The 26,324-nt window shown below is 64.9% G+C and carries 23 protein-coding genes; 13 read left to right on the top strand and 10 right to left on the bottom strand.

Translation table 11 applies throughout. The features are described from left to right. Positions 1–160 precede the first annotated feature (160 nt). Complete coding sequence (gene desA, locus B3M58_RS08430) at positions 161–1,348, bottom strand: delta-9 fatty acid desaturase DesA (protein WP_296218292.1); 1,188 nt, start codon at positions 1,346–1,348, stop codon at positions 161–163. Between the two features lie 170 nt (positions 1,349–1,518). Between desA and dibA the strand changes: the two genes are divergently transcribed. Then, positions 1,519–3,798, top strand: a complete 2,280-nt coding sequence (dibA, locus tag B3M58_RS08425; protein WP_296218290.1) for a phosphodiesterase DibA — start codon at positions 1,519–1,521, stop codon at positions 3,796–3,798. Positions 3,799–3,871: 73 nt separating this feature from the next. On the opposite strand, the gene B3M58_RS08420 is transcribed toward dibA, so the two are convergent. Both B3M58_RS08420 and chrA read right to left on the bottom strand, forming a co-directional pair. Further along, positions 3,872–4,201 carry a rhodanese-like domain-containing protein gene (locus tag B3M58_RS08420; RefSeq protein WP_296218288.1) on the bottom strand — a complete coding sequence of 110 codons (330 nt, stop codon included), beginning with the start codon at positions 4,199–4,201 and terminating at the stop codon, positions 3,872–3,874. Positions 4,202–4,211: 10 nt separating this feature from the next. Continuing rightward, positions 4,212–5,561, bottom strand: a complete 1,350-nt coding sequence (gene chrA, locus B3M58_RS08415; protein ID WP_296218287.1) for a chromate efflux transporter — start codon at positions 5,559–5,561, stop codon at positions 4,212–4,214. Positions 5,562–5,836: 275 nt separating this feature from the next. Between chrA and B3M58_RS08410 the strand changes: the two genes are divergently transcribed. The 4 genes from B3M58_RS08410 (at position 5,837) to modC (ending at position 9,175) form a co-directional block, all read left to right on the top strand. Next, positions 5,837–6,463 carry a class I SAM-dependent methyltransferase gene (locus tag B3M58_RS08410; protein ID WP_296218285.1) on the top strand — a complete coding sequence of 209 codons (627 nt, stop codon included), beginning with the start codon at positions 5,837–5,839 and terminating at the stop codon, positions 6,461–6,463. 139 nt (positions 6,464–6,602) lie between these two features. Further along, entirely contained in the window at positions 6,603–7,355 is a 753-nt protein-coding gene (modA, locus tag B3M58_RS08405; protein WP_296218283.1) for a molybdate ABC transporter substrate-binding protein, read from the top strand. A gap of 9 nt (positions 7,356–7,364) precedes the next feature. After that, complete coding sequence (gene modB / locus B3M58_RS08400) at positions 7,365–8,045, top strand: molybdate ABC transporter permease subunit (protein WP_296218282.1); 681 nt, start codon at positions 7,365–7,367, stop codon at positions 8,043–8,045. Further along, positions 8,042–9,175, top strand: a complete 1,134-nt coding sequence (modC, locus tag B3M58_RS08395) for a molybdenum ABC transporter ATP-binding protein (protein ID WP_296218279.1) — start codon at positions 8,042–8,044, stop codon at positions 9,173–9,175. Before modB ends, modC begins: the two co-directional genes overlap by 4 nt. A 108-nt stretch (positions 9,176–9,283) precedes the next feature. Here the strand turns inward: modC and B3M58_RS08390 are convergent, their stop codons facing one another. Together B3M58_RS08390 and B3M58_RS08385 are read right to left on the bottom strand one after the other, a co-directional pair. Next, positions 9,284–10,102: a sigma 54-interacting transcriptional regulator gene (locus tag B3M58_RS08390; RefSeq protein ID WP_296218278.1), complete on the bottom strand. Its 819-nt coding sequence runs from the start codon at positions 10,100–10,102 to the stop codon at positions 9,284–9,286. Between the two features lie 269 nt (positions 10,103–10,371). After that, positions 10,372–10,950: an alpha/beta hydrolase gene (locus B3M58_RS08385; RefSeq protein WP_296218276.1), complete on the bottom strand. Its 579-nt coding sequence runs from the start codon at positions 10,948–10,950 to the stop codon at positions 10,372–10,374. Positions 10,951–11,210: 260 nt separating this feature from the next. Here B3M58_RS08385 and oscA point away from each other — a divergent pair, with 260 nt between their 5' ends. From oscA to B3M58_RS08355, 6 genes are all read left to right on the top strand, one after another. Next, positions 11,211–11,387 (top strand): sulfur starvation response protein OscA, encoded by a 177-nt coding sequence (gene oscA, locus B3M58_RS08380; RefSeq protein WP_296218275.1) that lies wholly within the window; start codon positions 11,211–11,213, stop codon positions 11,385–11,387. A 168-nt stretch (positions 11,388–11,555) separates the two neighbouring features. Next, the gene (locus B3M58_RS08375; RefSeq protein ID WP_296218273.1) at positions 11,556–12,563 is read left to right on the top strand and encodes a sulfate ABC transporter substrate-binding protein; all 1,008 of its coding nucleotides are present in this window, start codon (positions 11,556–11,558) and stop codon (positions 12,561–12,563) included. 203 nt (positions 12,564–12,766) lie between these two features. Beyond that, positions 12,767–13,585 carry a sulfate ABC transporter permease subunit CysT gene (gene cysT, locus B3M58_RS08370; protein ID WP_296218272.1) on the top strand — a complete coding sequence of 273 codons (819 nt, stop codon included), beginning with the start codon at positions 12,767–12,769 and terminating at the stop codon, positions 13,583–13,585. A gap of 10 nt (positions 13,586–13,595) precedes the next feature. After that, the gene (gene cysW, locus B3M58_RS08365) at positions 13,596–14,468 is read left to right on the top strand and encodes a sulfate ABC transporter permease subunit CysW (RefSeq protein WP_296218271.1); all 873 of its coding nucleotides are present in this window, start codon (positions 13,596–13,598) and stop codon (positions 14,466–14,468) included. Between the two features lie 3 nt (positions 14,469–14,471). Further along, a complete protein-coding gene (locus B3M58_RS08360) occupies positions 14,472–15,461 on the top strand; it encodes a sulfate/molybdate ABC transporter ATP-binding protein (protein ID WP_296218270.1) in 990 nt (329 codons plus the stop codon). Between the two features lie 196 nt (positions 15,462–15,657). Then, positions 15,658–16,401, top strand: a complete 744-nt coding sequence (locus B3M58_RS08355) for a hypothetical protein (RefSeq protein WP_296218268.1) — start codon at positions 15,658–15,660, stop codon at positions 16,399–16,401. 96 nt (positions 16,402–16,497) lie between these two features. On the opposite strand, the gene B3M58_RS08350 is transcribed toward B3M58_RS08355, so the two are convergent. Then, positions 16,498–17,022 carry a DUF962 domain-containing protein gene (locus tag B3M58_RS08350; protein WP_296218266.1) on the bottom strand — a complete coding sequence of 175 codons (525 nt, stop codon included), beginning with the start codon at positions 17,020–17,022 and terminating at the stop codon, positions 16,498–16,500. A gap of 91 nt (positions 17,023–17,113) precedes the next feature. On the opposite strand from B3M58_RS08350, the gene B3M58_RS08345 reads away from it, so the two are divergent. Then, the gene (locus B3M58_RS08345; protein WP_296218265.1) at positions 17,114–17,797 is read left to right on the top strand and encodes a Crp/Fnr family transcriptional regulator; all 684 of its coding nucleotides are present in this window, start codon (positions 17,114–17,116) and stop codon (positions 17,795–17,797) included. 138 nt (positions 17,798–17,935) lie between these two features. Then, a complete protein-coding gene (locus tag B3M58_RS08340; protein WP_296218263.1) occupies positions 17,936–19,930 on the top strand; it encodes an alkaline phosphatase D family protein in 1,995 nt (664 codons plus the stop codon). A 139-nt stretch (positions 19,931–20,069) separates the two neighbouring features. On the opposite strand, the gene B3M58_RS08335 is transcribed toward B3M58_RS08340, so the two are convergent. From B3M58_RS08335 to B3M58_RS08320, 4 genes are all read right to left on the bottom strand, one after another. Beyond that, positions 20,070–21,371 carry an NAD(P)/FAD-dependent oxidoreductase gene (locus B3M58_RS08335; protein WP_296218320.1) on the bottom strand — a complete coding sequence of 434 codons (1,302 nt, stop codon included), beginning with the start codon at positions 21,369–21,371 and terminating at the stop codon, positions 20,070–20,072. 210 nt (positions 21,372–21,581) lie between these two features. Next, complete coding sequence (locus B3M58_RS08330; RefSeq protein WP_296218262.1) at positions 21,582–22,946, bottom strand: glutamine synthetase family protein; 1,365 nt, start codon at positions 22,944–22,946, stop codon at positions 21,582–21,584. Between the two features lie 368 nt (positions 22,947–23,314). Then, on the bottom strand, positions 23,315–24,391 hold the full coding sequence (locus B3M58_RS08325) for a hypothetical protein (protein WP_296218261.1): 1,077 nt from the start codon (positions 24,389–24,391) through the stop codon (positions 23,315–23,317). A gap of 192 nt (positions 24,392–24,583) precedes the next feature. Further along, on the bottom strand, positions 24,584–26,065 hold the full coding sequence (locus tag B3M58_RS08320) for a methyl-accepting chemotaxis protein (protein ID WP_414704066.1): 1,482 nt from the start codon (positions 26,063–26,065) through the stop codon (positions 24,584–24,586). Positions 26,066–26,324 lie beyond the last annotated feature (259 nt).

The raw sequence follows: 26,324 nt of genomic DNA, 5'->3' as shown, positions 1-26,324 counted from the left end.
CGCCATCCTGCTGAATACATGGGCGATAAACGCAGCATAGTGCGTCGTAGTTACGGAAAACAAAAAGCCCGCCGAACGGCGGGCTTTTACGTGCAATCGCAGACTTAAAGACCTGTCTGCTGCCGATGGGTTCAACCATCCGTCGGCAGCAGCGGTTTTCTTATGCGGCCCCGGCGGGGCGTAGCGAATAGGTTTTCAGTTGCTCGGCGAAATCGCGCAGCGACTGGATGCCGCTGGCCTCGGCCTCGTGCACCCACTGCTTGATGGCGTCGAGCATTTCGTGGCCATTGGAGCTGGTCTTGGCCCAAATCTGCTGCAACGCCAGGCGTTTCTCGTAAATCACCTTGAGCGAGTGGCTCTGCGCCAACATGGCATCGATGCGCAGTTGCTGCTGATCGTGCAACAGGCTCGGTTCGCGGGCCAGCAGACGCTTGGCCCGGTGGAACTGGTGGCGTACCGAGGCATCGGCCTTGGCCAGCTCCTGCTTGACCAGCGGGCCAATCACCAACTTGCGGTATTGCGCCATGATCTGGAAGCGGTTGTTGAGGATCGCCATGGCGGTGTCCATGTCCAACTGGCGCTTGCCTTCGACGCGATGGGCGATGGGCGCGACGCGCTGCACCTTGGCCAGACCGAAGAAGCTGAACAGCTGAATCCACGCCCAGCCCATGTCGAACTCCCACTTGCGCACCGACAGCTTGGCCGAGTTGGGATAGGTGTGGTGGTTGTTGTGCAGCTCTTCGCCGCCGACCAGAATGCCCCACGGCACCAGGTTGGTCGCCGCATCGCGGCACTCGAAGTTGCGATAGCCAACCGCATGGCCCAGGCCGTTGATCACCCCGGCCGCCCACACCGGAATCCACATCATCTGCACCGCCCAAATGGTGATACCGGCGGCGCCGAACAGCGCCAGGTCGATGATTGCCATCAGGGTCACGCCGCCAATTGGAAAGCGCGAATAGACGTTACGCTCGACCCAATCGTCCGGGCAGTTCTTACCGTAGATGCGCAGGGTGTCCTGGTTTTTCGCTTCTTCGGCATACAGTTCGGCGCCTTTGCGCAGTACCGTACCCAGGCCTTTGATCACCGGGCTGTGCGGGTCATCGACGGTTTCGCATTTGGCATGGTGCTTGCGGTGAATGGCGGTCCATTCGCGGGTGTTCTGCGCCGTGGTCAACCACAGCCAGAAGCGGAAGAAGTGCTTGAGCGCGGGGTGCAGCTCCAATGCGCGGTGCGCAGAGTAACGGTGCAGGTATACCGTGACACCGACAATCGTCACGTGCGTCATCACCAGAGTGACTGCGATCAGTTGCCAGATCGACAAGTCGAGAGAACCGTTGTACCACATGGGGTCGAGTGCCTCTTGAAAAGGAAGACGCGACCCAGTCCGACAGAATCGAGCCGCATTGCATTATCGCCAACCCGGATCAGAAAACCAGTTGGTCTTTTGGATAAGAATGTTACGACCCCGCCGACCTCTATACTGCGCCGTACACGAAAAGAGCTGACCCTCACCTTATGAGCATACGCCACGACGCCCTGCGCCTGACCCTCATGTACATGCTGGCTGCTGGCGTGTGGATTTTCTTCAGCGACGGACTGCTGGTGGCCCTCGGCCTGTCCGCGCAGCAGATGGAACGCGCGCAGCTGCTCAAGGGCTTGTGCTTCGTCCTGCTCACCAGCGTATTGCTGTATGGGATTCTGCATTCCCACTGGCGTTTGCAACGCCGTATCCGCCGTGCCCTGGGCGCCAGTGAGGAGCGCCTGAGCCTGGCGCTGGACGCCGCCGAAGACGGCCTGTGGGATTGGGACCTGCGCACCCGCGAGTTATTTTTCTCGCCCCGCTACAGCGCCCTGCTCGGCCTGCAACCCGAAGAACTGGGCGGCACGCGCGAGGCCTGGTTGCAGCACCTGCACCCCGACGACCACGCCCACTACCGACAAACCATTGCCGAGTTGTTGCGCAGCGCCAGCCAGGAGCCTTACGAAAACACCTACCGGCTGCGCCACCGCGATGGTAACTACCGTTGGATTCAGTCGCGCGGCCGCCTGCTGCTCGATGCCAAGGGCCGCCCCGAGCGCTTTATCGGCACCGCCAGCGACATCACCCAGCGCCGCGCCGACGAAGACAGCCTGCGCCAGGCCGCGGCGGTGTTCGATGCCACCCAGGAAGGCGTGCTGGTCAGCGATGCCGCGCAACGGATCGTGCATATCAACCCAGCCTTCAGCCGCATCACCGGCTACAGCGCAACGGAGATTCTCGGCCAGCAACCCAACCTGCTGAAGTCCGGTCGGCATGACGACACCTTCTACCGAACGATGTGGCACGCCCTGCAAAGCCGCGGCGCCTGGAGCGGGGAAATCTGGAACCGGCGCAAGAACGGCGAGATCTACCCGCAGTGGCAATGCATCCGGGTGATCCACGACGAGAAGGGCGCGATCAGTCATTACGTCGCGGTGTTCTCCGATATCAGCGCGCTGAAACGCTCGCAACGCGAGTTGGATTACCTGGCGCACCACGACCCGCTGAGCAACCTGCCCAACCGCCTGCTGTTCACCGAGCGAGTCGAACACGCCCTGGAGCGCGCGCAACGCGAGCAGCACCACGGCGCCGTGCTGCTGATCGACCTGGATCACTTCAAGCACATCAACGAAAGCCTGGGCCACAACGTCGGCGACCTGCTGCTCAAAGCCGTCGGCGAGCGGCTCAAGGAGCACCTCGGTAAAGGCATGACCCTGGCGCGCCTGGGCGGCGACGAATTCGGCCTGCTCTGCGAAGACTGCAGCAACGCCGAGCAGGCCGCCGACCTCGCCCAACAGTTGCTCGACTGCCTGAGCACGCCGTTCCAACTGATCGGCCAGGAGCTGTTTATCGCCGCCAGCATCGGCATCAGCCTGTTTCCCGGCGATGCGCAGAACGTCGAGCAAGTGCTGCGCAATGTCGACTCCGCGCTGTTCAAGGCCAAGAGCAGTGGCCGCGAAGGCTTCGCCTTTTATGCCCTGGAACTCACCGAGTACGCGCGCCAGCGGGTCGAATTGGTCAGCGCCCTGCGCCATGCCCTGGAAGGCAACGAACTGCGCGTGCATTACCAGCCACTGCATTGCCTGAGCAGCGGCCGGCTGATTGGCGTCGAAGCGTTGGTGCGCTGGCAACACCCGCAACGCGGCCTGGTGCCGCCTGGCGAATTCATCCCGATCGCCGAAGACAGCGGGCTGATCGGCGCCATCGATGCCTGGGTGTTGGCGCAGGCCTGCCAGCAGATGGTGGCCTGGAAAACCGCCGGCTATGCCCTGCTGTTCGTCGCGGTGAACGTCTCCAGCCGGCTGTTCAGCCGTGGCGAACTGGACAAGCGCGTGGCCCAGGTACTGGCCGACACCGGCCTCGACCCGGCCTGCCTGGAGCTGGAAGTCACCGAGAGCGCGGTGATGGACGACCCCGACGCCGCGCAAGCCTTGCTCGAACGCCTGCGCGACCTGGGCATCCGCCTGGCCATCGACGACTTTGGCACCGGCTACAGTTCCCTGGCGCGCCTCAAACGCCTGCCGGTGCACAAGCTGAAACTCGACCAGAGCTTCGTCTGCGGTCTGCCGCATGACAAGGACGACGTGGCGATCACCCGCGCGGTCATTGCCCTCGGCCACAGCCTGGAACTGAAAATCCTCGCCGAAGGCATCGAACAGCCGGAGCAAGTCGACTTTCTCCGTCAACTCGGCTGCGACTACGCACAGGGCTACCACTTCGGCCGCCCGCAACCGGCGGAACTGCTCAACCTGGGGCCGTGCACGCATAAGCGCTAGCGGTTTGCCTAGGTTGAGCTGCAAGCCCACCACAGCCAGTCGGCCTGACCCGAGCGTGGCGCAAGCCTATGGGTTAGCCAGTCGCCAGCGGTTCAGTTGCCTGACCGGCCGCTCGCCAACCGGTGAAGCCATCGATCAGGTAGCGCGCATCGAGCCCCATGACCATCAGCGTGGCGGCGATGCCCTGGCTGATCTCATGTCCTTGGGCGCAATAGAGAATGACCGGCCTGTCCCGTGGTACCTGATCCTTCCAGGTGAAAAGGCCCTCGGGGTCGCGCCATTGGGCGCCAGGAATGGCGGCGGCATCCGCCTGCCGAACAGCTGCCCGCCGCACATCCAGCAAGCTGAACTGCCGGCTCGCGGCCTGCCACTCGGCCAATTCACAGATCGAGATACGGCTCATCGCACACCTCTCAGTTGAGCAGTAAACGCACCAGCACCCCCGCCACCGCGCAAGCGCCAATCACCTCCATGACCCCACGCTTGAACCTGAACAGCGCCACGGCGGCGGCCAACGCGATCAATGCCGAGGGCCAGTCGAAGCTGCCGGCGAAGCCTTGCGGCCAGAGCACGTGGTAGCCGAAGAACAGCGCCAGGTTGAGGATCACCCCGACCACCGCGGCGGTGATGCCGGTCAGCGGCGCGGTGAATTTCAGCTCGCCGTGGGTCGACTCCACCAGCGGGCCGCCGGCGAGGATGAACAGGAACGACGGCAGGAAGGTGAACCAAGTGACCAGGGCCGCGGCCAGCGCACCGGCGACAAACGCCTGATCGGCGCCGAACACTTGCTGCACGTAGGCGCCGACGAAGGCGACGAAGGCCACCACCATGATCAGCGGCCCCGGCGTGGTTTCGCCAAGAGCCAGGCCGTCGATCATCTGTGTCGGCGTCAGCCAGCCGTAGTGGCCGATGGCGCCCTGGTACACGTAGGGCAGCACCGCGTAGGCGCCGCCGAAGGTCAGCAATGCGGCTTTGGTGAAGAACCAGCTCATCTGCGTCAACGTGCCGTCCCAGCCGAACAACCAGATCAGCAAGCCCATCGGCAGCAGCCACAGCCAGGCGCCGACCAACAGCAGCAGGGCCAGGCGCGAGCCACTAAAACGCGCGTGCGCGGGCGTTGGCGTGTGGTCGTCGATCAGCGCCGGGCCGAAGGTTTTATCCGTCGCGCCATGCCCGCCACCGGGCGTGAAATGCTGCGGCAGCAGGCGCCCGCCGAGGTAACCGAGCACGGCGGCGGCGAGGACGATCAGCGGGAACGGCACGTTGAGTGCGAAGATCGCTACAAAGGATGCCGCCGCGATGCCCCACAGCCAGTTGTTTTTCAGTGCCCGCGAGCCAATCCGGTAGGCCGCCTGGACGACAATGGCGGTGACCGCCGGCTTGATCCCGTAGAAGATCCCCGCCACCAGCGGCACGTCGCCAAAGGCGATATACACCCAGGACAGGCCGATCAGGATGAACAGCGACGGCAACACGAACAGCACCCCGGCGATCACCCCGCCCCAGGTGCGGTGCATCAGCCAGCCGATGTAGGTGGCCAACTGCTGCGCCTCCGGTCCCGGCAGCAACATGCAGTAGTTCAGCGCATGCAGAAAGCGCCGCTCCGACAGCCAGCGGCGCTTCTCCACCAACTCCTGGTGCATGATCGCAATCTGCCCGGCCGGGCCGCCGAAGCTGATCAGGCCGAGTTTGAGCCAGAAGCAAAAGGCCTCGAACAGGCTGACGGGTTTGGGCAGGTCGTGCTCGGCTGGCGTTGCAGGCATCGAAAGCGCATCCAGTTGGGTTGCAAGGGCCGGCGCACTATACCCCGCGCCGATTAACCGCTGATGGTAGGCCGCTTCGCGCGTACTTGTCGCAAAACGGCGATGCCAGTTTCTGCTGGGCTGAAGCCCAGCCCACGAAACGGTATTGATTAAACACTGGGACAGCCATGCAGCATGGCTCGATGCACCGTAACGCGGCGCTTGCAACTGGATTGAGCCGACGAACGTGCGGATGGGTTTTAATAGTCGCCTGCTTTCACTCAAGGCCCGCCCAGATGACGCTCAGCCCCGACGACCTCGCGCAGATCAGCGCCCTGACCCTGGCCCATTACCAGGGCTGCGCCGAGGACTTTCGCGAAGGCACCCGCGACCACGATGTCAGCCAGAATATCGCCGCGTTGCTGCGCGCCCTCGACAAGGCGGCGCCGTTGCAGATTCTCGATTTCGGCTGTGGCCCAGGCCGCGACTTGCGCACCTTCAGCGCCCTCGGCCACACGGCCGTCGGCCTCGACGGCTGTCCGCGCTTCGTCGATATGGCCCGCGAAGACAGCGGCTGCGAGGTGTGGCAGCAAGACTTTCTCGCCCTCGACCTGCCGCCGGCGCGCTTCGATGGCATCTTCGCCAACGCCGTGCTGTTCCATATCCCCAGCCAGGAATTGCCACGGGTGCTGCGTCAGTTGCACGCCACCCTGCAAGCCGGCGGCGTGCTGTTCAGCTCCAACCCGCGCGGCGAAAATCAGGAAGGCTGGCACGGCGAACGCTATGGCACTTACTACGACCTGAGCAATTGGCGAGCGCTGCTGCTGGCCGCCGGCTTCGTCGAGTTGGAACACTACTACCGCCCGGCCGGCTTACCCCGCGAACAGCAGCCGTGGCTGGCCAGCGTGTGGCGCAAAGGCTGAAGCGAAGCCACTTGACTTAGCAGTCAGCTATTACCAAGATGCCGACATTCCTCAGGCCGCATCGCACCTGGACGCCTCCATGCGCTAACCTTGGCCAAGCGCTATATAGAAAAGTAAATAACGCACCCTCGGAGACCCCATGCGCCGCCACTCACTGCTCGCCCTGCTGCTCGCCTGCACCGCCACCTCCGCGCTGGCCGAGGAGGTGCAGGTGGCCGTCGCCGCCAACTTCACCGCACCGATGCAGGCGATTGCCCGCGCGTTCAAGCGCGACAGCGGGCATACGCTGATCACCGCGTTCGGCGCCACCGGCCAGTTGTATGCGCAAATTCGCAACGGCGCGCCGTTCGAAGTGCTGCTCGCCGCCGACGCCAGCACGCCGGCCACGCTGGAGCAGGCAGGCAACGGCGTGGCTGGCTCGCGCTTCACCTATGCCATCGGCAAGCTGGTGTTGTGGTCGGCGCAAGCGGGCTATGTCGACGCCCAGGGCGAGGTGCTCCAGCGCAACCCCTTCAAGCACCTGGCCCTGGCCAACCCGCAAGCCGCGCCATACGGTCGTGCGGCGCTGCAGACCCTGGACAAGCTCGGCTTGCGCCAGGCCCTGGCCGGCAAGCTGGTCGAGGGGCAAAGCATCACCCAGGCCCTGCAATTCGTCTCCACCGGCAATGCCGAATTGGGGTTCGTCGCCTTGTCCCAGGTGTACCAGGATGGCCAGATCAGCAGCGGCTCCGCCTGGGTGGTGCCAGAGGCCCTGTACGAGCCGATCCGCCAGGACGCCCTGCTTCTCGAAAAAGGCATGGGCAATCCCGCGGCGCGTGCCCTGCTCGAGTACCTGAAAGGCCCGCAAGCGGCGGCGATCATCACCGCCTACGGTTACACCCTCGACAGGTAGCCCCCCGCGATGCCACTCACCCAAGCCGATATAGACGCCATTCTGCTGACCCTCAGGCTGGCCTCGCTGACCACCGTGGTGTTGCTGCTGGTCGGCACGCCCATCGCCTGGTGGCTGGCGCGCACCGAGTCCTGGCTGAAACGGCCGCTGGCCGCCATCGTCGCCCTGCCGCTGGTGTTGCCGCCGACGGTGATCGGCTTCTACCTGCTGGTAAGCATGGGCCCGCACGGCGCGGTCGGCCAACTGACCGAGCGCCTCGGCCTGGGCACCCTGACGTTCACCTTCAGCGGCCTGGTGATCGGCTCGGTGTTCTATTCATTGCCGTTTGTCGTGCAGCCCTTGCAGAACGCTTTCGAGGCCATCGGCCGCGCGCCTCTGGAGGCCGCCGCGACCCTGCGCGCCGGCCCTTGGGATACGTTTTTCACGGTGGTTCTGCCGCTGGCCAGGCCGGGCTTTCTCACCGCCACGGTACTCGGCTTCGCCCACACCGTCGGCGAATTCGGCGTGGTGCTGATGATCGGCGGCAACATCCCCGGAAAGACCCAGGTCGCCTCGGTGCAAATCTACAACCATGTGGAAAGCCTGCAATACGCCCAGGCCCATTGGCTAGCCGGCGGCATGCTGGTCTTCTCCTTCGTGGTGCTGCTGGCCCTGTATTCCGGGCGCAGCCGCCAGCAGGCCTGGCGATGATCGGCAAGCTGTTCAGGCGCCGCGCCGCGCCGCCCACTGCGCTGAGCGATGGCCTGATCCAGGCGCGCTTTCGTATCGAGCACCCCGGCTTTGCCCTGGCGCTCGACCTACACCTGCCCGGACGTGGCGTCACCGCGCTGTTCGGCCACTCGGGCTCGGGCAAGACCAGTTGCCTGCGCTGCTTCGCCGGCCTTGACCGGCCGCGCGACGGCTACCTGCGGGTCAATGGCGAGCTGTGGCAAGACAGCGCCAGCGGCCAGTTCCTCGCGCCGCACCAGCGCCCGATCGGCTATGTATTCCAGGACGCCAACCTGTTCCCGCACCTCAGCGTGCGGCGCAACCTGGCGTTCGGCCAACAACGCATCGCCGCCGCCAGTCGCCGAGTGGCCCTGGAGCAGGCGCTGGAACTGCTCGGCATCGAGCACCTGTTGCAGCGCATGCCGGCCAGCCTGTCCGGCGGCGAGCGGCAGCGGGTGGCCATCGCCCGCGCGCTGCTGACCAGCCCGCGGCTACTGCTGATGGACGAGCCGCTGGCCTCGCTCGACCTCAAGCGCAAGCAGGAGGTGCTGCCCTACCTGGAACGCCTGCACCAGGAGCTGGAGATTCCCGTGCTGTATGTCAGCCATGCGCCGGACGAAGTGGCGCGCCTGGCCGATCACCTGGTGCTGCTGGAAAACGGCCAGGTGCGCGCCAGCGGGCCGCTGAAGGAAACCCTGCTGCGCGCCGACCTGCCGTTCGCTGGCGACGACGACGCCGAAGCGGTGATCGACGGCCAGGTCTGCGGCCACGATGCCGCCTACCAACTGCTGCACCTGAGCCTGGCCGGCAGCCCGGCGCAGCTGCGCCTGCCGCATACCGCACTGCCCAGCGGGCATGCCGTGCGGGTGAAGATCAAGGCCCGCGACATCAGCCTCAGCCTGCACCGCGCCGAAGGCAGCAGTCTGCTCAACCTGTTGCCGGTGGAGGTCGCCGCCTGGCAACGGCTGGACGCCCAGGTGCTGCTGACCCTTCGACTGGGCGAGCAATGCCTGCTGGCGCGGATCACCCGCTACTCGTTCGACCAGTTGGCGATCCACAACGGCCAACGGCTGTGGGCGCAGGTCAAATCGGTGTCGTTGCTAGGGTCATAGCGCCCCGACCTACACCCGTCGTGTCGACAATCCCAGCGCCGTAGGGTGGACATGGCGAAGCCTTGTCCACCAGCCAACCGCAGCCCCCTGAGGTCATACCGCACCCCGCTACCCCGGCAACTCCAGATGCGCCGGACCAATCTCCGCGTTCCCGGCCAGCAGCAGGGCGAAATGGATAACGTTCTCCAGCTCGCGGCTGTTACCCGGCCAGTTGTGCGTCTCCAGCAGCCGCTGCGCCTCCAGGCTGATGACGGGAATGGCCATGCCCAAACGCTGGGCATGGCTGCCGAGAAAATACTCGGCCAACGGCAAAATATCGCCGACCCGCTCGCGCAACGCCGGGAAGCGCAACTGGCCGTCGCCCAGGTAGGTGTACAGGCGCTCGTTGAAGGTGCCGGCCGCCACCGCCCGGCTGAGATCGATGCTGCTCGCGGCCATCAGCCGCACATCCACGGGAATCGCCTGCGCCGCGCCGACGCGGTAGACCTCGCGGGTTTCCAGGGCCGCCAGCAGTTTCACCTGCAAGGCCGGGGTCAGGTCGGCGATCTCGTCCAGGTACAGGGTCCCGCCGTTGGCCGAACCGAACCAGCCGGCGCGGCTGCTGACCGCCCCACGCTGCGTACCCGGCGTATGGCCGAACAGCTCGGCTTCGCCCCACTGTGGGCTGATGGCCGCGCAGCTGAGCGAGACGAACAGGCCACCGCGCTCGCTTAGCCGGTGGATATGCCGCGCCAGCAGCTCTTTGCCGGTGCCGGTTTCGCCACGGATCAGCAGCGGCTGCACGCCCGGCGCCAGGGCCTCGGCGTGCTCGCGCAACTGACGCGACAACGGGTCGATAAACACCAGCGCCTTGGCGCGGATGCTCAGCGGACTCTTGTCGGCCTCGGCGAAGGTCAGGGGTGGTGGACTGTTCTGCGCAAACGACATGACCTACGACTCCAGAACCGCGCCCCACAGGGACGCGGCTTACTTGCGGGGCGGCTGCCTGCACCAAGCCCCCGCGGCAAAGGCCGGCGAATCGGCGAATGCCGTTGATTTAGGCTATGTCCAAGTTACGTGTTGCAGGAGAAGCCACGCTTTTGTGGGAGCGGCGGTCTACATCAACATTTAACGGGTACAGCGCCTTGATTTAGCCACTGCCGCCGGCTCTCCATGCAGTGCTTTTCTAGGCGCCAGCTGGCTGGCGATAGCGCTGATTAGGCGCGCAAGCGCGGCTGCTCGATCCGACTCTGCAAGCGGTAGAGGTAGGCGAAGCCCTGCTCCCAGCGCCGATGCCCGGACTTAACGTTGATATGCCCGGCGCCACGGAGAATCGTCACGTCGCTACCCCAGTCGCGGGCCAGTTCAATGGCGCGCGCGGCACTGGCGGCGGCATCGTTGTCCGAACCGATCACTTGGCTGGCAAACGGCAGCAGATCACCGGGGATCGGCGCAAAGTTGCGCAAGGCTTGCGGGCAGTTGTCGCGCTGCACATCCGCCGGCGCCACCAGCAAGGCGCCGCGCACCCGGCGCAGCAACTCAGCGGGTGCCTGCGCCGCCCAATGCGCCACAGTGATACAGCCCAGGCTGTGGGCAATCAGCATCACCGGACGCGGATCGCTGGCGATGCTGCGCTGCAACTCGGCCACCCAATCCTCGCGACGCGGGCTCAGCCAGTCGGCCTGCTGCACCCGCGCGCTGTTCGGCAGGCTGCGCTGCCAATGGCTTTGCCAATGCGCGTCGGGCGAGCCTTGCCAGCCCGGCACGATCAGGTAACGGATCGATTGATTGCGCATCTGCGACGTCTCCATAACGGTGCTTGGTCGGCAGTGTAGGCAGGATGAATCAACAACAAAAAGAATAAGAATTTATTTGCTTATTCCATAAACACACATCACGACATAGCCTGAATCGACCGCCTCTATATATCCTCAAGGAATATAAATGTTCTTAAACAGTATTTTTAAGAATATTTAGACACATCTAGTATCCGCTCCACACCCGCCGACGACGGCACATGAGTGCTGCAAACAGGGGATTCCAAGGAGCATACGCAATGACCGCAACCCTCCTCGACGGCCAGGACGACGCCAGCATCCTGCGCGAGATCCAGAGTGCCCTGCATGGCCTGAAATTCGGCTCGGTGGAAATCACCGTGCACAACGGCCAGGTGGTGCAGATCGAGCGCAAGGAAAAATTCCGCCGGCAACCGCCTGCCAGCAAGCACGCCTGACCCGCCACACCGCAAGCCCGACTGGACAACCGGAGGGCGTGACCATGAGAGACCCATCGCCATGCACGCACACCACCGGTACTGCAGCTGTCGCCCGCGAATGCGCCGCTGATCGATGCAACGCCCGCTACCCCCACACAACACGTTTGAATGCTTAGGAGCTGCACCATGTCCATTCGCCGCTTTGCTTTCGCCGCCCTTGCCAGCGCACTGGCTATTACGGGGGTCGCCGGTCCGGTAGCCGCCGAAACCCTGCTCAACGTTTCTTACGATCCGACCCGCGAGCTGTACAGCGAGTACAACGCCGCGTTCAACCAGCACTGGCAAGCCCAGGGCCATGAAGCCCTGACCATTCAGCAATCCCATGGCGGTTCGGGCAAGCAGGCCCGTGCGGTGATCGACGGCCTGCGTGCCGACGTGGTGACCCTGGCCCTGGCCGGCGATATCGACGAGCTGCACAAGCTCGGCAAGCTGATCCCGGCGGACTGGCAGAGCCGCCTGCCCGAATCGAGCACGCCGTACACCTCGACCATCGTGTTCCTGGTGCGCAAGGGCAACCCGCAAGGCATCAAGGATTGGGACGACCTGGTCAAGCCGGGCGTGGAAGTGATCACCCCGAACCCGAAAACCTCCGGCGGCGCACGCTGGAACTTCCTCGCCGCCTGGGCTTTCGCCCAGCAGAAATACGGCAGCGAAGCCAAGGCTCAGGAATTCGTCGAGAAGCTCTACAAGAACGTTCCGGTCCTGGACACCGGCGCGCGCGGCTCGACCATCACCTTCGTCAACAACAACATCGGCGACGTGCTGCTGGCCTGGGAAAACGAAGCCTTCCTGGCGCTGAAGGAAGAAGGGGGGGCGAACTTCGAGATCGTCGCGCCGTCGCTGTCGATCCTCGCCGAGCCGCCGGTGGCGGTGGTCGACAAGAACGTCGAGCGCAAAGGCACGCGTAAAGTCGCCGAGGCCTACCTCAACTACCTGTACAGCGATGAAGGCCAGCGCATTGCCGCCAAACACTTCTACCGCCCACGCAACCAGGCAGTGGCCAGCGAGTTCAGCCAGCAGTTCCCCGAGCTCAAGCTGGTGACCATCGACAAGGACTTCAACGGCTGGAAAACCGCACAGCCGAAGTTCTTCAACGATGGCGGAGTGTTCGACCAGATCTACCAGGCGCAATGAGCTCGAAGAGCGAACGTAGGATGGGTTGAGCGAAGCGATACCCATCGGATTCCGACCGATACGCCGCGATGGGTATCGCAGGCTCAACCCATCCTACGGTTCTTCAACCCACCCTACGCCTCAGCCAACCAATCCGGTGGACAAGCCTGCGGCATGTCCACCCTACGCGCTTACCGCGTTCCAACGCAGAGAAAGGACAGACAATGTCTCGTCGTACTTCCCCCGTCATACCCGGCTTCGGGCTGACGCTGGGCTACACCCTGGTGTACCTCAGTCTGTTGGTGCTGATTCCTCTGGGTGCCATGTTTGTCCACGCCGCTCAGCTCACCTGGAGTGAGTTCTGGGCCATCATTTCCGCGCCGCGGGTACTGGCTGCGCTCAAACTGAGCTTCGCCACCGCCTTCGCCGCCGCCATCATCAACGGCATTATCGGCACATTGCTGGCCTGGGCATTGGTGCGTTACACCTTCCCAGGACGTAAGGTCATCGAAGCGATGATCGACCTGCCCTTCGCCCTGCCCACTGCCGTTGCCGGTATTGCCCTGACCGCCTTGTATGCCCCCAGCGGATTGGTCGGCCAGTTCGCCACCGACCTGGGCTTCAAGATCGCCTACACGCCGCTCGGTATCACCCTGGCGCTGACCTTCGTCACCCTGCCGTTCGTGGTGCGCACCCTGCAACCGGTGCTGGCCGATATCCCCCGCGAGGTCGAAGAAGCGGCCGCCTGCCTGGGTGCCAAGCCGTTGCAGGTGTTCCGCTATGTGTTGCTGCCGGCCTTGCTGCCGGCCTGGTTGACCGGGTTTTCCCTGGCTTTCGCCCGCGGTGTGGGCGAGTACGGCTCGGTGATCTTTATTGCCGGCAATATGCCGATGAAGACCGAGATCCTGCCGCTGCTGATCATGGTCAAGCTCGACCAGTACGACTACACCGGTGCCACCGCGATTGGCGTGCTGATGCTGGTGGTGTCTTTCATTCTGCTGCTGCTGATCAATCTGCTGCAGCGGCAGATCGGCAAATCCTGAGGAGGTCACCATGTCTTCTGTAACCCTGACCGCTTCAGCCTCTGCCAACGCCGCTCGGCGCGGCAACGTGCTGGGTCGCCGGCTGCTGATCGGCAGCGCCTGGCTAGTGTTTGTGCTGTTTCTGCTGCTGCCCTTGCTGGTGGTGCTGAGTGAGGCGCTGAAGCACGGCTTCGGCACCTTCTTCGGCGCGATCTTCGAAGCGGACGCCCTCTCCGCGCTGAAGCTGACGCTGCTCGCCGTGGGCATTTCGGTGCCGCTGAATCTGGTGTTTGGCGTAGCGGCTGCTTGGTGCGTGAGCAAGTACGAGTTCCGCGGCAAGAGCATCCTGGTGACCCTGATCGACCTGCCGTTTTCGGTGTCGCCGGTGATCGCCGGCCTGGTCTACGTGCTGTTGTTCGGCGCGCAAGGCTTCTTCGGCGAATGGCTACAGGACCGCGATATCCAGATCATCTTTGCCCTGCCGGGCATCGTGCTGGCCACGGTGTTTGTCACCGTGCCCTTTGTCGCCCGCGAGCTGATTCCGCTGATGCAGGAGCAGGGCACCCAGGAAGAGGAGGCCGCGCGTCTGCTTGGGGCCAACGGCTGGCAGATGTTCTGGCACGTGACCCTGCCGAACATCAAATGGGGCCTGATCTACGGCGTGGTGCTGTGTACGGCTCGGGCCATGGGTGAATTCGGCGCGGTGTCGGTGGTGTCCGGGCATATCCGTGGCTACACCAACACGCTGCCGCTGCACGTCGAGATTCTCTACAACGAGTACAACCACGTCGCCGCTTTCAGCGTCGCCAGCCTGCTGCTGTTGCTGGCGCTGTTTATCCTGCTGCTCAAGCAGTGGAGCGAATCACGGATCAACCGCCTGAAAGCCAGTGCGGGCGAGGAATAAGTCATGAGTATCGAGATCAGCAACGTCAGCAAGAACTTCAATGCGTTCAAGGCGCTGAACGACATCAACCTGAATATCCAGAGCGGCGAGTTGGTGGCCTTGCTCGGCCCATCGGGCTGCGGCAAGACCACCTTGCTGCGGATCATCGCCGGCCTGGAAACCCCGGACAGCGGCAGCATCCAGTTCCATGGTGAAGACGTGTCGCGGCATGACGTGCGCGACCGCAACGTCGGTTTCGTCTTTCAGCATTACGCGCTGTTCCGCCATATGACAGTGTTCGACAACGTCGCCTTCGGCCTGCGCATGAAGCCCAAGGGCGAGCGGCCGAACGAGAACGTGATCAAGAAAAAGGTTCACGATTTGCTCGACCTGGTGCAGCTCGACTGGCTGGCCGACCGCTACCCGGAGCAGTTGTCTGGCGGCCAGCGTCAGCGCATTGCCCTGGCCCGCGCCCTGGCGGTGGAGCCGAAAGTGCTGTTGCTCGACGAGCCCTTCGGCGCGCTGGATGCCAAGGTGCGCAAAGAACTGCGCCGCTGGCTGGCACGCCTGCACGAGGAGGTGCACCTGACCTCGGTATTCGTCACTCACGATCAGGAAGAAGCCATGGAAGTGGCGGATCGCATCGTGGTGATGAACAAGGGCGTGATCGAACAGATCGGCTCGCCGGGCGAGGTCTATGAGCAACCGGCCAGCGATTTCGTTTACCACTTCCTCGGCGATGCCAACCGTCTGTACGTTGGCAACGACACCCACGTGCTGTTCCGCCCGCACGAGATTCACCTCTCGCGTCAGGCCGAAGCAGGCCACCAGGCCGGTGAAGTGCGCGATATCCGGCCGCTCGGCGCAATCACCCGGGTGACTCTCAAGGTTCCAGGCCAGGCCGAACCGATCGAGGCCGAAGTGGCCAAGGATCACGCCAGCCTGGCCAATCTAAGCCGCGGTGAAACCCTGTACTTCAAACCCAAGGCCGGCCAGCCGCGCCACCCGGCGTAGGCTGGGCTGAACGCCGATACAGCGCAGTGGCCTGCTCGGGTGAGGTGGGCCAGCCACAAGTAAGGGCCGATTTCCGACGAAATCACTCTTTCGAGTAATTTCTTGCGTAAGCGTGCGCAGTAACCTATTACCAGGCGTATGCATGCGCTGATTCTCCCTCCGCACTGCTCACAACAATAATAAGGAGCACCCCGGAATGCGTTTTAAGTCGTTGTTTCGTCATCTGTTTATCTCAACCCTCGGCCTCCTCGCGAGCCTCTCGCCGATGGCCTTCGCCGAAGCGGTCACCCCCCAGGAACAGGTTCAGGTCTACGCCAGCCGCGCCACCAGTAGCCTGATGTTGTTACGCGGCGAGGGTTTCCAGAAGAGCCACCAGGCCCGCCTGGACAGCGACATCCAAACCCTGGCAGCCGCGATGCAGAGCCTTCCGCAGCCCAGCGATGGGCTGCGCAGCACACACCTTGAGCTTGTTACCCAACTGCGCCGCGGTGTTTCCTTTGGCCCCAATGAAGAAGATCTGCCCTGGGGCTACGCACAGGAACTGAGCAAGGCGCTGCGCGATTTTCTCCACGCCGCCCGGCAACAACCGCGCGCGGGCAGCAGCGAGTTGTCGGCCAAGGTCGAATACCTCGCGGTGCAATACCTCAGCCGTTCCTACATGGGCAGTTTCGAAATCGCCCGCGAACAACCGGACACCTACCTCGGCCAGGACGAACGCCTGCTGGTGCCGGCCATCGACCAAGAGCTGGCGACACTGGACAACAAGGCCGACCCGAGCATCGGCAAGTTGAAAGTGCGCTGGGAATACCTGAAAGCCGCGCTGAGCGACATGAACAGCAAGAGCAATACCCTGGAAAGCGTCTCCGGCCGACCGTTCGCGCCGATCACCGTGGACCGCCACAGCCGCGCCCTGACCAAGCAGTGGATGGCGATGTACTAGGCCATGCCCGCGATACATCGCGAGCAAGCCCGTGACTGACCAGACCCTAGAGTTGTCGTTCGCGCCGCTCGTATGAGCGCGCGGAGATGAGCGCGGTCAAGCCGCCGCCTTTTTCTCGCGGATGCAGGTTGGCCCTGCACGCTGCACGATCGCCTGCTCCACCTCATGACGCAGGCCGAGCAGAAAGGCCGCCTCCGCCGCGACGAACAGCGGGCCGATCACCAATCCCATGACATCGTCGACGAAGGCCGGCTTGCGTCCTTCGTAATGGTGACCGACGAATTGGATGATCCAGCCGATCACGAACAGCGCCAGACCGCTGCTCAGCCAGACGGCGGTGGTTTGCCCGGCCAGGGCCGCGCCGGCCCACAGGCACAAGCCCAGCAGCACCGCCATAAGCAGGCCGAAACGCAGGTCCAGGCGCAGGTAGAACAGCCCGGCGGCCAGGGCGGTGAGGCTCGCGGGCGACCACCACAGGCCGGCCAATTCGACGCCAGGGCGCGACAGCAGCACGGCCACCGCCAGGACGATCAGCGGAATACCGATGAAATGGCTGGCGATATTGCGGCGGTCGCGATGGTAAGCCGCATATTGGGCCAGGTGATCGATCAGGGTTTTCATGGTTATTGTCCTTGTGCGTGGCAGGCCCGACGATAATGCACCCGCTGCGCCGCGCCGCTCTGTCAGCTAGCCGACAAACCCTGGAGTCCCGATGCCCGACCCCCGCCGCTACCGTGCCCGTTTGCAGGGCGGTCACTGGTTCAGCGCCCTGCCCAACGCCTTGCAGGAAACCCTGCTCGACGCCGCCCAGGTGCAACACCTCGACGCCGGCCAGCGCCTGTTTCGCCGGGGCGACCCACCCAGCGGGCTGTATGCGGTGGTGGACGGCGCCATGCGCGTGGGCGCGGTGAGCAAGAGCGGCAAGGAAGCGCTGCTGACGCTGGTCGAGCCACCGTACTGGTTCGGTGAGATTTCCCTGTTCGACGGCCAGCCGCGCACCCACGACGCCTTCGCCGACTGCGCCAGCACCCTGCTGCTGGTGCCACAGGCCAGCCTGCTCGTCCTGCTCGAACGCCAGCCGCAGTACTGGCGCGACTTCGCCCTGTTGATGAGCCAGAAACTGCGTCTGGCGTTTATCGCCCTGGAAGAGATGAGCCTGCTGCCCGCCGCGCCGCGTCTGGCGCGACGCCTGTTGCTGATCGCGGAAAACTACGGCGAAGGCGAGCCGCGCCGGGTCATTCACCTGGCCCAGGAGCAACTGGCCTTGATGCTGGCGATTTCCCGGCAGACCACCAACCAGATCCTCAAGGAGCTGGCGGCCCAGGGCATCCTGCGCCTGACCTACGGGGAGATCGAAATCCTCGACCTGGCGCACCTGCGCGCAGCCGCTCAGTAAGCGCTACGCTGTTCAGCCGGCCCCCTACAGGGCAATAATCGCGTCTGCGCCGCGCGCTGGCGAACTAATGGCCAGGCGTCAGGGTCTACTCCCCGCGCCTAGCGCGCCGTCTTCCGCCAGCCAGAGCACGATGTCCCGATGCCAGCCGCCACGCCACTGTCCACCCCGCCCGCCCACCTGCCCCTGGTCCTGGCTGGGCCGCTGCTGCGGCGCCTGCAACCGCAGCGCCTGGTGCTGTGGCTGGTCGGCTCGCAAGCGCTGCCGCTGACTCTGCAACTGGCGGTGGGCGACAGCGCCCCTGAGGATTACCCGCTGGACGAGGCACAGTGTCAGGTCTTGCAAATCGGCGAGCAGGCCTTCCTGCACCTGATCGACCTGCACCTCGACACGCCGCTGCCCTACGATGTGCAGATCGACTACGACCTGTTGCTCGCCACTGCCGACCAGCCGGCCCAGGGCATCGCCGCCTGGGCGCCACACCTGCTGTACGCCGGCGCGCAACGAGCGAACTTCGTCCTGCGTGCGCGCATCGACCAGTTGCTCCACGGCTCCTGCCGCAAACCGCACCACGCCGCGACGGACGGCCTGCTCTGCGTCGACCGCCTGCTCGCCACCGCGCACGCCCCCGAGCAGCGCCCGGCATTGCTGCTGATGAGCGGCGACCAGGTGTATGCCGACGATGTCAGCGGCCCGCTGCTGCGCGCCATTCATCAGGTCATCGAGGCCCTGGGCCTGTTCGGCGAACGCCTGGAAGGCGCGGTGGTCGACGACAGCGACGCGCTGTATGTGCACCCGGCCAGCTACTACCAGCGCGCCGACTTGCTGCCCGCGCTGGAAAGCAACGACACCCTGCGCGAGAAATTCTTCGGCGGGGTGGAAAAACCGATCTTCACCAGCAGCAGCGCCGACAACCACCTGGTGACCTTCGCCGAGGTCATGGCCATGTACCTGCTGGTCTGGTCGCCGACGCCCTGGACCCTGCTCGACGCCGAAATGCCCGCGCTCAGCGCCGCAGAAGCCGAGCGCTACCAGGCCGAGCGCGGGCGTATCGAGGACTTTCGCGGGGGCCTCGGCCAGGTCGCCCGCGCCCTCGCCCACCTGCCGACGCTGATGATCTTCGACGACCATGACATCACCGATGACTGGAACCTCTCCGCGCAGTGGGAGCAGACCGCCTACGGCCACCCGTTCTCCAAGCGCATCATCGGCAATGCGCTGATCGCCTACTTACTGTGCCAGGGCTGGGGCAACAACCCGGACGTGTTCGCCGAGCCGCTGCAAGCGATCCAGGCGATGAGCGCCGGGCGCGACGCCAAGAATCACCTGGACAGCGCCACCCAGGACGCGTTGATCGAGCAACTGCTGCACTTCCACCAGTGGCAATACGTGCTGCCGAGCACCCCGGCGCTGGTGGTGCTCGACACCCGCACGCGGCGCTGGCGCAGCGAGCGCAACCTCAAGCGGCCGTCCGGGCTGATGGATTGGGAAGCGCTGTGCGAGTTGCAACAGGCGCTGATCGACCACCAGTCGGCGATCATCGTCTCGCCGGCGCCGATCTTCGGGGTCAAACTGATCGAGACCATTCAGAAGGTCTTCAGCTGGGCCGGCCACCCGCTGATGGTCGATGCGGAAAACTGGATGGCCCACCGCGGCGCGGCCAAGGTCATCCTCAACATCTTCCGCCACTCGCGCACCCCGGGTAACTATGTGGTTCTCTCCGGCGACGTGCACTACTCGTTCGTCTACGAAGTGCTGATCCGCCAACGCAAAAGCGGGCCGAAAATCTGGCAGATCACCAGCAGCGGCCTGAAAAACGAATTCCCGCCGCGCCTGCTCGACTGGTTCGACCGCCTCAACCGCTGGCTGTACGCGCCCTGGTCGCCGCTCAACTGGCTGACCAAGCGCCGGCGCATGCAGGTGGTGCCGCGCATCCCGGCGCGCAGCAAAGCCGGCGAACGCCTGTGGAACGGCGCCGGTATCGGCCAGGTGTTCTTCAACGAACAGGGCCAGCCCAGCGAAATCATCCAGCACAACGCCGATGGCTCGGCACCGGTGGCCTTTGTCGATGAGCGCGCTGACGCGGATGACGCCCAGGCCAAGGGGCGAATCGCCGCCAACCAGCTGCGCGGCTGAACCACGGCGGACAAGCCTGCGGCATGTCCGCCCTACACCAGCAAACCCCTGGTACGCCAACAGCGCGCAGCCACGAAGGCGCAGCACACGCGCACCATAGGGTGGACATGGCGCCGCCTTGTCCACCACAACCGCCGGCTTAACGCAGCTTCTCGAGCATCTGGTAGTACCACATGCCGGCGGCCAGCATCGGGTTGCCGAATACGTCGCCCAGCGGCACCTTGATCTGTTTGCAGGCGGCGAAGGTGTCGTAGTGGCCCAGGGTGCCGGTCAGGGCGTTGGCCATGATCTCGCCCATGATATGGCTGGTGGCGATGCCGTGGCCGGAGTAGCCCTGGCAGTACCAGACGTGGTCCGAGAGCTTGCCCAGCTGCGGGATGCGGTTGATCACGATGCCCATGGCGCAGCTCCACTGAAAATCAATGGCGACGCCCTTGAGCTGCGGGAAGGTCTGCTCGATGCCGGGGCGCAGCTCGGCGGCGATATCCCGCGAATCGCGCCCGGAGTAGTTGCAGCCGCCGCCGAACAGCAAACGGCCGTCGGCGGTCAGGCGGTAGTAGTCGAGGACGAAGCGGCAGTCGTACACCGCCAGGTCCTGCGGGTTGATCTGCTTGGCCAGCTCACCCAGCGGCGCGGTGGTGACGATGCCGCCCATGGCCGGGAAGATCAGGCCCTTGAGCTTTTTCGCTTCCAGCTTGTGATACACGTCGCCGGCCAGCAGCACCTGCTGGGCGTTGATCCGCCCTTCTGCGGTGACCACCGCCGGCTTGGCGCCGTGGGTGATGTCTAAAACCGGCGAATGTTCGAAGATCAGCGCGCCCAGGCTAGCCGCGGCCTTGGCTTCGCCGATGCACAGGTTCAGCGGGTGCAGGTGCATATTGCGGGTGTTCTTCAGCGCACCGCTGTAAAGGTCGCTGGCCAGGTGGCCGCGCACGCCGTCGCGATCGAGCAGGGTCACGTCAGCGGCCATGCCACGGCGCACGGCTTCGGCATAGGCGGCTTCCAGTTCGGCCATGTGCGCCGGCTTCATCGCCGCGTGCAGGTGGCCGTGCTTGAGATCGCACTGGATGGCGTATTTTTCCACGCGCTGCTTGATGATCTGGTGGCCGCGCCAGCGCAGGTGCCAGATAAAGTCGTCGACTTCCTCGCCGAGGGTGTTGCGCATCTGCTTGGTCATTGCCGCATCGCCCGACAGGCTGCCGGTGACCTGGCCGCCGTTGCGCCCGGTGGCGCCCCAGCCGATCTTGTGCGCTTCGACGATGGCCACCTTGAGGCCGCGCTCGGCCAGCTCCACGGCGGACGCCACGCCGGTGAAGCCGCCGCCAATGATCACCACATCGACGTTGAGCTCGCCGCGCAGGGTCGGGTAGTCGGTTTCCTGATTAAGGGTCGCGCTGTAATACGACGGGCAGCGCTCGGCAGCGGGGATGGCGGCATTGATAGCGGCGGTCATGGGCGAATCCTTTGTTCTGCGCCACCCTCTGGGTGGCGGCTGTTGATCGGCTTGTTCGCGGCTGAAGCCCCTCCCACGGGCCCTAGTGTTCCTGTGGGAGGGGCTTTAGCCGCGAAGCTTGGTTAATGACCGTCTCCTGGCGTTCGCGGCAAGGCGTTTGGCGGCGGTCGCAGCAGGCGGGAGTTTTTTCATCGCCTCTCAGGCCTGGGTCAGGTACCAGCGCCAATCCTGTTCGCCGACCTCGGCCATGAACTGACGGTACTCGGCGCGCTTGACCGCCAGGAACACCCCGAGGAAGGCGCTGCCGAGGGCGTCGCGCGCCCAGCTGGAACGCTCCAGGGCTTGCAGCGAGGTCAGCCAGTCGGTCGGCAGCAGCTCCTTGGCCTGGGCATAACCGTTGCCCTCGACCGGCTCGCCCGGATCGATGTTCTCGCGGATGCCGCGGTGGATGCCGGCGAGAATCGCCGCCGCCGCCAGGTAGGGGTTGGCGTCGGCGCCACAGATGCGGTGCTCGATATGCCGGGTGGAGGCCGGGCCACCGGGCACACGCAGCGACACGGTGCGGTTATCCACGCCCCAGGTCGGAGCCAGCGGCGCGTAGCTGTTGGCCTGGAAGCGCCGGTAGGAGTTGGCGTTGGGGCAGAACAGCAGCAGCGAATCGAGCAGGGATTGCAACATGCCGCCGACGGCCAGACGCAGCAGCGGCGTGCCGGCCAGATCTTCTGAGGCGAACAGGTTGTGGCCCTGCGCATCGGCCAGGCTGACGTGCATGTGCATGCCAGTGCCGGCCAGGTGATCGAACGGCTTGGCCATGAAGCAGGCCTGCATGCCGTGCTGGTGCGCCACGCCCTTGACCAGGCGCTTGTAGCGCACGGCCTGGTCCATGGCTGCGAGGGCGTCGCCGTGCTCCAGGGTGATTTCCACCTGGCCCGGGGCGTATTCGGAAATCGCCGTGCGCGCCGGAATGCCTTGGGCCTTGCAGGCCGCATAAAGGTCGGCGAGGAACGGTTCGATCTGCTCCAGCTCGCGCAGGCCATACACCTGGGTCTGCCGTGGCCGCTGGCCATCGGCGTCCAGCGCCGGTTGCGGGCGGCCGGCGGCATCGCGTTTCTGATCGAGCAGGTAGAACTCCAGCTCGCAGGCCATCACCGGGTGGTAGCCCTCGGCCTTGAGCTGCTCGATCACCTGGATCAGCACATGCCGCGGATCGGCGATGGCAGCCGGCATGCCGGACTCGGGGTGCATGCTGACCTGCACCGCCGCCGTGGGAATCTGCCGCCAGGGCATGCGCGTCAGACTGCCCGCCAGCGGGAAGGCGCGGCAGTCGATATCGCCGACCTCCCAGACCAGCCCGCTGTTTTCCACATCGTCGCCCCCCAGGGTCAGGCCGAGGATGGTGCTCGGCAGCGGGCGGCCGCTCTGATAGACGGCGAGCAGTTCGTCGCGGTGCAACAGCTTGCCGCGCGGCACGCCGTTGGCGTCGAGAATAAACAGCTCGAACAACTCGATATCGGGGTTCTGCGCCAGAAAATCCTGGGCCTGCGTTACGGAAGCAAAGTGCATGGGACTCTCGTTAGCGCCTCGCGGCGCACGTCCACCGGCCCGCAAAACGCGCGGCACAGTGGAACACAATCAACAGAAAGGCTGCGGCAGCGGCAGCCGATGGACTCAGTTGAGCACGAGAGGAGCATCCGGTGGGCGCGCATGGCGGCAGTGCCACAACGCCCAGAAGGTGAGAATTTCCGGCAGTAACGAATTCGCCCGATCCGCACCGAGACAGCGCCGCTGACGCAGACGCGCAGCACACACAGGGACGGGAAACAACGGCAGGGACGGACTCATGGGCTGAGACTCGCATGCCGGAAACCGCGATTAAATAGGACTCTTCACATATTCAGTTATGTCACAACTAAACAATCGGCGTGACGGCCTTACTTGCCGCCGGTGTCCCAGGGCGGCTGCCCAGAGCGGATGGGCTCGAACTTGACCGGCGCCGACCAGAGCAGGCCGCCTTCGATCTGTCCGGACAGGTGATGCACCCCGGCCAGCACGCCGCGCTCGGGACTGCGCATTAGCTCGAGCCACTCCTCGTCAAACGCGGCCTTGAGGTTGTTGCGCAGCTGCGTTTCGGTTTCCGGCTGCTCGTCGGCGCGGGCGATGGCGGTGAAAACGGCTACGCCCAAGGAGATCGTCATCCCGGCCACTCGGCCGACCATCGCCGAGACCGCGCTGGCGGCGCCGCTGGTGGTGAGCTCGCCCACCAGCCTTTCGCTGGTGCGTTTCGCCACCGAGGCGATGCCGGGGTTCGCCGACCAGTCGCCCGCGCCTGCGGGGGTGGCGCCGATGCGCTCGATCAAGGCGGCATAGGCCGGCAACCGGTCGAGCGGGTCGGCGTGCAGCAGTTGGTAGAGCGAAGCACCGGGGGCCAGGGTGATCGCCGGAATCTCCCTAAGCCGCTGGTCGAACTGTTCCGCCGGGACGCCATGGCGCTGCCCAATGCCTTGCAGCCGCTGGTCGAGCTGCCGCACGTAGAGCGCGGTGGCGTGCTGCATGATCTGCTCTGGAGCGGTCTCCTCGGCGATCGGTTCCAGCACAAGCGCCTGATACTGTTCTTGTAGGTAGAGGGCCAAGCGGTTGACGGTCGAGTCCTTCTCGCCCTCGGCGCTCAGGGTGTACCAGGACACCTTCATGCTCAGCCATTGCTGGGTCCAGTAGCTGGAAAACCACGGGATAAATTCCTCGTCGGTCTGCCGGTAGACCAGGTCCATCCAGCGCTGCATGGCCGCCAAGGCCTGTGTTCTGGCTTGCGCCGAGGCCGCCCGCGAGGCGGCGGCGATGTCACTGTCAATCTGTCGCCAGGTGCTCGCGGCAATCGGTACTGGCGGATCGCTGGCGCACCCCGTCAGCGCCACCAGCCAGGCGACGACCAGGACCCGCACAGTCGACAGCGGCGGCCGCCGGCGGTGATGCAGCGCCAGCGCTTCGGCCGCGCCTCTTGCACTGTTCATCGGTGTACTGCCCCGCAGCCCGCGCTGGGTCGCTGTCTTGCGCCGACAAGCGGCCTATCGCGCGTCTACAGCGTTGCCAACCCCAGCTGCAACGGAGCGGCCGGCACAGCCGCGCCGGGTGCTATGGAGTATAGGTGCCGGAAACGACGGGGTGTGCAACGTCAGTCGGGCCACTGGCGGTGCCGGCGCTCATCAAGGCTCGGGCTTGTAGCCCAGGCGCAAACCGCCCCAATGGCGGCCCTGCACGTGGATCGGCACGGACAGGTCGTGCATCAGCTCGCCGGTGTCGCGCATGTAGGTTTGCAGCAGCAGGGGCTGCTGGTGGCTGCCGCAGCGGATACCGGTGCGGTCGTTGAACAGGCGCTTGCTGCGGCTCTTCGCGGTGTCCGCCACGTGGTCGCCGGTGGCGGGGTGGTTGAAGGCGTTGTTGTGGGTCGGCACGTAACCTTCCGGGGTGCTGGCGATGGCGAATACCAGGCCTTCGTGGCGCGCCAGCAAGGGTTCCTGCACGGTCGGTAAAACCCGGTCGGCGTAACTGTCGAAGCGGGTCTTGTACTTGGCCGGGAAGCTCCCCTGGATCGCCTGGTACTGGCGGTCGAACAAGTCGGCCAGGGCGATGCGCCCGGCCTGGATATCGCTCTCGAACTGCGCGGCAATCGCCGCCGCGCCTTCGCGGGCGAGGTCGTAGATGCGCTGGTGGTAGTCGTCCAGGCCGACTTCGGCGAGCTGTTCGCTGACCGTTTCCGCCTGACCGACCAGTTGTTCGGCGGCGAGGCCCAGTTGGCGGGTCTGGCCTTCGCTGGCCAGCGCGTCGCCGCGCAGCTGTTCCACGGCGACGAACAGATTGGCCAGGCGCTCGTGGTTATTCACGGTGCCGGAGCTGATCTGCGCCACCTGGCCTTCCACGTCCACCGCCAGGGCCGCGATGCCCTGCAACTGCTCGCCGGTGTGCTCGATCTGGCTGGCCGCCTGGTCCAGCTGATCGGCCTGGCGCTGGATGTGCGCGACCACGGCGGCACTCTGTTGGCGAATATCGGCCACCATCTGGCCGACTTCCTCGGTGGCGCTGGCGGTGCGTGCGGCGAGGTTGCGCACCTCGTCGGCGACCACGGCGAAACCGCGCCCCTGCTCGCCGGCACGGGCGGCTTCGATGGCCGCGTTGAGCGCCAGCAGGTTGGTCTGGCTGGCGATGGACTGGATCACCTGGGTGACCTGTTCGATCTGTTCGGTGCGCGTGCTCAGGCCGTCGATCAATTCGCGACTGGCGGCGGTCTGCGCGCTGAGCTGCTGCATCGCGCCGATCGCCTGCTGCAACTCCTGCTGACCGTTGGCGCTGCTCTGGCGCACGGTCTGCGCGGCGGCCAGGGTCTGCTGCGCGCGCTGCGCGTTGTCCTGCTCGGTATGGGTAATGGCGTCGGCGCCCTGGCTGATCTGCTCGACCGCGCTCAGCTGCGATTGCAGCTTGCCGGCCAACTGCTGCACCGCATGCGCCACCTGGGCCGCGGACAGCGCGTTATGGCAGGTGTGCTGGGACAAACTTCGGCTGAGCTCGGCGAACTGCACGGCCGCCGCGCCGGCCTCGACTGCAGGCTCGTGTTGGCGCTGCCAGGGACCGAGCCAGGGCCACAGCGCCAGCAACAGGAAGGACGGAATACTCACATACCACGGCAGCATCACCTGTTGGTAAACCGCCATCAAGGCAGCCAGACCCAGCGCATGCAGCAGGCACGCCTTGGGGTAGCGGATAAATGCAGAACTCATGGCCAACCTCATGGTTTTTATTTGGCTATGTCCCAGTTACGTGTTGCAGGAGAAACCGCGCTTTTGTGGGAGCGGATTTATCCGCGAAAATCTTTGAAACCTGAAGATCTTTCGCGGCTAAAGCCGCTCCCACGTGACGGCGGTCTGCATCAACAGTTAACGGGTACAGAGC

Origin of the sequence: Pseudomonas sp. UBA2684 (assembly GCA_002354655.1) — a bacterium.
Lineage (GTDB): Bacteria > Pseudomonadota > Gammaproteobacteria > Pseudomonadales > Pseudomonadaceae > Aquipseudomonas.
This window is presented reverse-complemented; position numbering and strand designations above follow the sequence as displayed.

Coding starts and splice junctions, on each gene's coding strand:
- B3M58_RS08355 (WP_296218268.1), top strand. CDS start 15,658: ATGCGTTTTAAGTCGTTGTTTCGTCATCTGTTTATCTCAACCCTCGGC.
- B3M58_RS08375 (WP_296218273.1), top strand. CDS start 11,556: ATGTCCATTCGCCGCTTTGCTTTCGCCGCCCTTGCCAGCGCACTGGCT.
- B3M58_RS08420 (WP_296218288.1), bottom strand. CDS start 4,201: ATGAGCCGTATCTCGATCTGTGAATTGGCCGAGTGGCAGGCCGCGAGC.
- B3M58_RS08325 (WP_296218261.1), bottom strand. CDS start 24,391: ATGAACAGTGCAAGAGGCGCGGCCGAAGCGCTGGCGCTGCATCACCGC.
- modB (WP_296218282.1), top strand. CDS start 7,365: ATGCCACTCACCCAAGCCGATATAGACGCCATTCTGCTGACCCTCAGG.
- B3M58_RS08385 (WP_296218276.1), bottom strand. CDS start 10,950: ATGCGCAATCAATCGATCCGTTACCTGATCGTGCCGGGCTGGCAAGGC.
- B3M58_RS08390 (WP_296218278.1), bottom strand. CDS start 10,102: ATGTCGTTTGCGCAGAACAGTCCACCACCCCTGACCTTCGCCGAGGCC.
- B3M58_RS08350 (WP_296218266.1), bottom strand. CDS start 17,022: ATGAAAACCCTGATCGATCACCTGGCCCAATATGCGGCTTACCATCGC.
- modA (WP_296218283.1), top strand. CDS start 6,603: ATGCGCCGCCACTCACTGCTCGCCCTGCTGCTCGCCTGCACCGCCACC.
- cysT (WP_296218272.1), top strand. CDS start 12,767: ATGTCTCGTCGTACTTCCCCCGTCATACCCGGCTTCGGGCTGACGCTG.
- B3M58_RS08330 (WP_296218262.1), bottom strand. CDS start 22,946: ATGCACTTTGCTTCCGTAACGCAGGCCCAGGATTTTCTGGCGCAGAAC.
- modC (WP_296218279.1), top strand. CDS start 8,042: ATGATCGGCAAGCTGTTCAGGCGCCGCGCCGCGCCGCCCACTGCGCTG.
- oscA (WP_296218275.1), top strand. CDS start 11,211: ATGACCGCAACCCTCCTCGACGGCCAGGACGACGCCAGCATCCTGCGC.
- desA (WP_296218292.1), bottom strand. CDS start 1,348: ATGTGGTACAACGGTTCTCTCGACTTGTCGATCTGGCAACTGATCGCA.
- dibA (WP_296218290.1), top strand. CDS start 1,519: ATGAGCATACGCCACGACGCCCTGCGCCTGACCCTCATGTACATGCTG.
- chrA (WP_296218287.1), bottom strand. CDS start 5,561: ATGCCTGCAACGCCAGCCGAGCACGACCTGCCCAAACCCGTCAGCCTG.
- cysW (WP_296218271.1), top strand. CDS start 13,596: ATGTCTTCTGTAACCCTGACCGCTTCAGCCTCTGCCAACGCCGCTCGG.
- B3M58_RS08320 (WP_414704066.1), bottom strand. CDS start 26,065: ATGCTGCCGTGGTATGTGAGTATTCCGTCCTTCCTGTTGCTGGCGCTG.
- B3M58_RS08340 (WP_296218263.1), top strand. CDS start 17,936: ATGCCAGCCGCCACGCCACTGTCCACCCCGCCCGCCCACCTGCCCCTG.
- B3M58_RS08410 (WP_296218285.1), top strand. CDS start 5,837: ATGACGCTCAGCCCCGACGACCTCGCGCAGATCAGCGCCCTGACCCTG.
- B3M58_RS08345 (WP_296218265.1), top strand. CDS start 17,114: ATGCCCGACCCCCGCCGCTACCGTGCCCGTTTGCAGGGCGGTCACTGG.
- B3M58_RS08360 (WP_296218270.1), top strand. CDS start 14,472: ATGAGTATCGAGATCAGCAACGTCAGCAAGAACTTCAATGCGTTCAAG.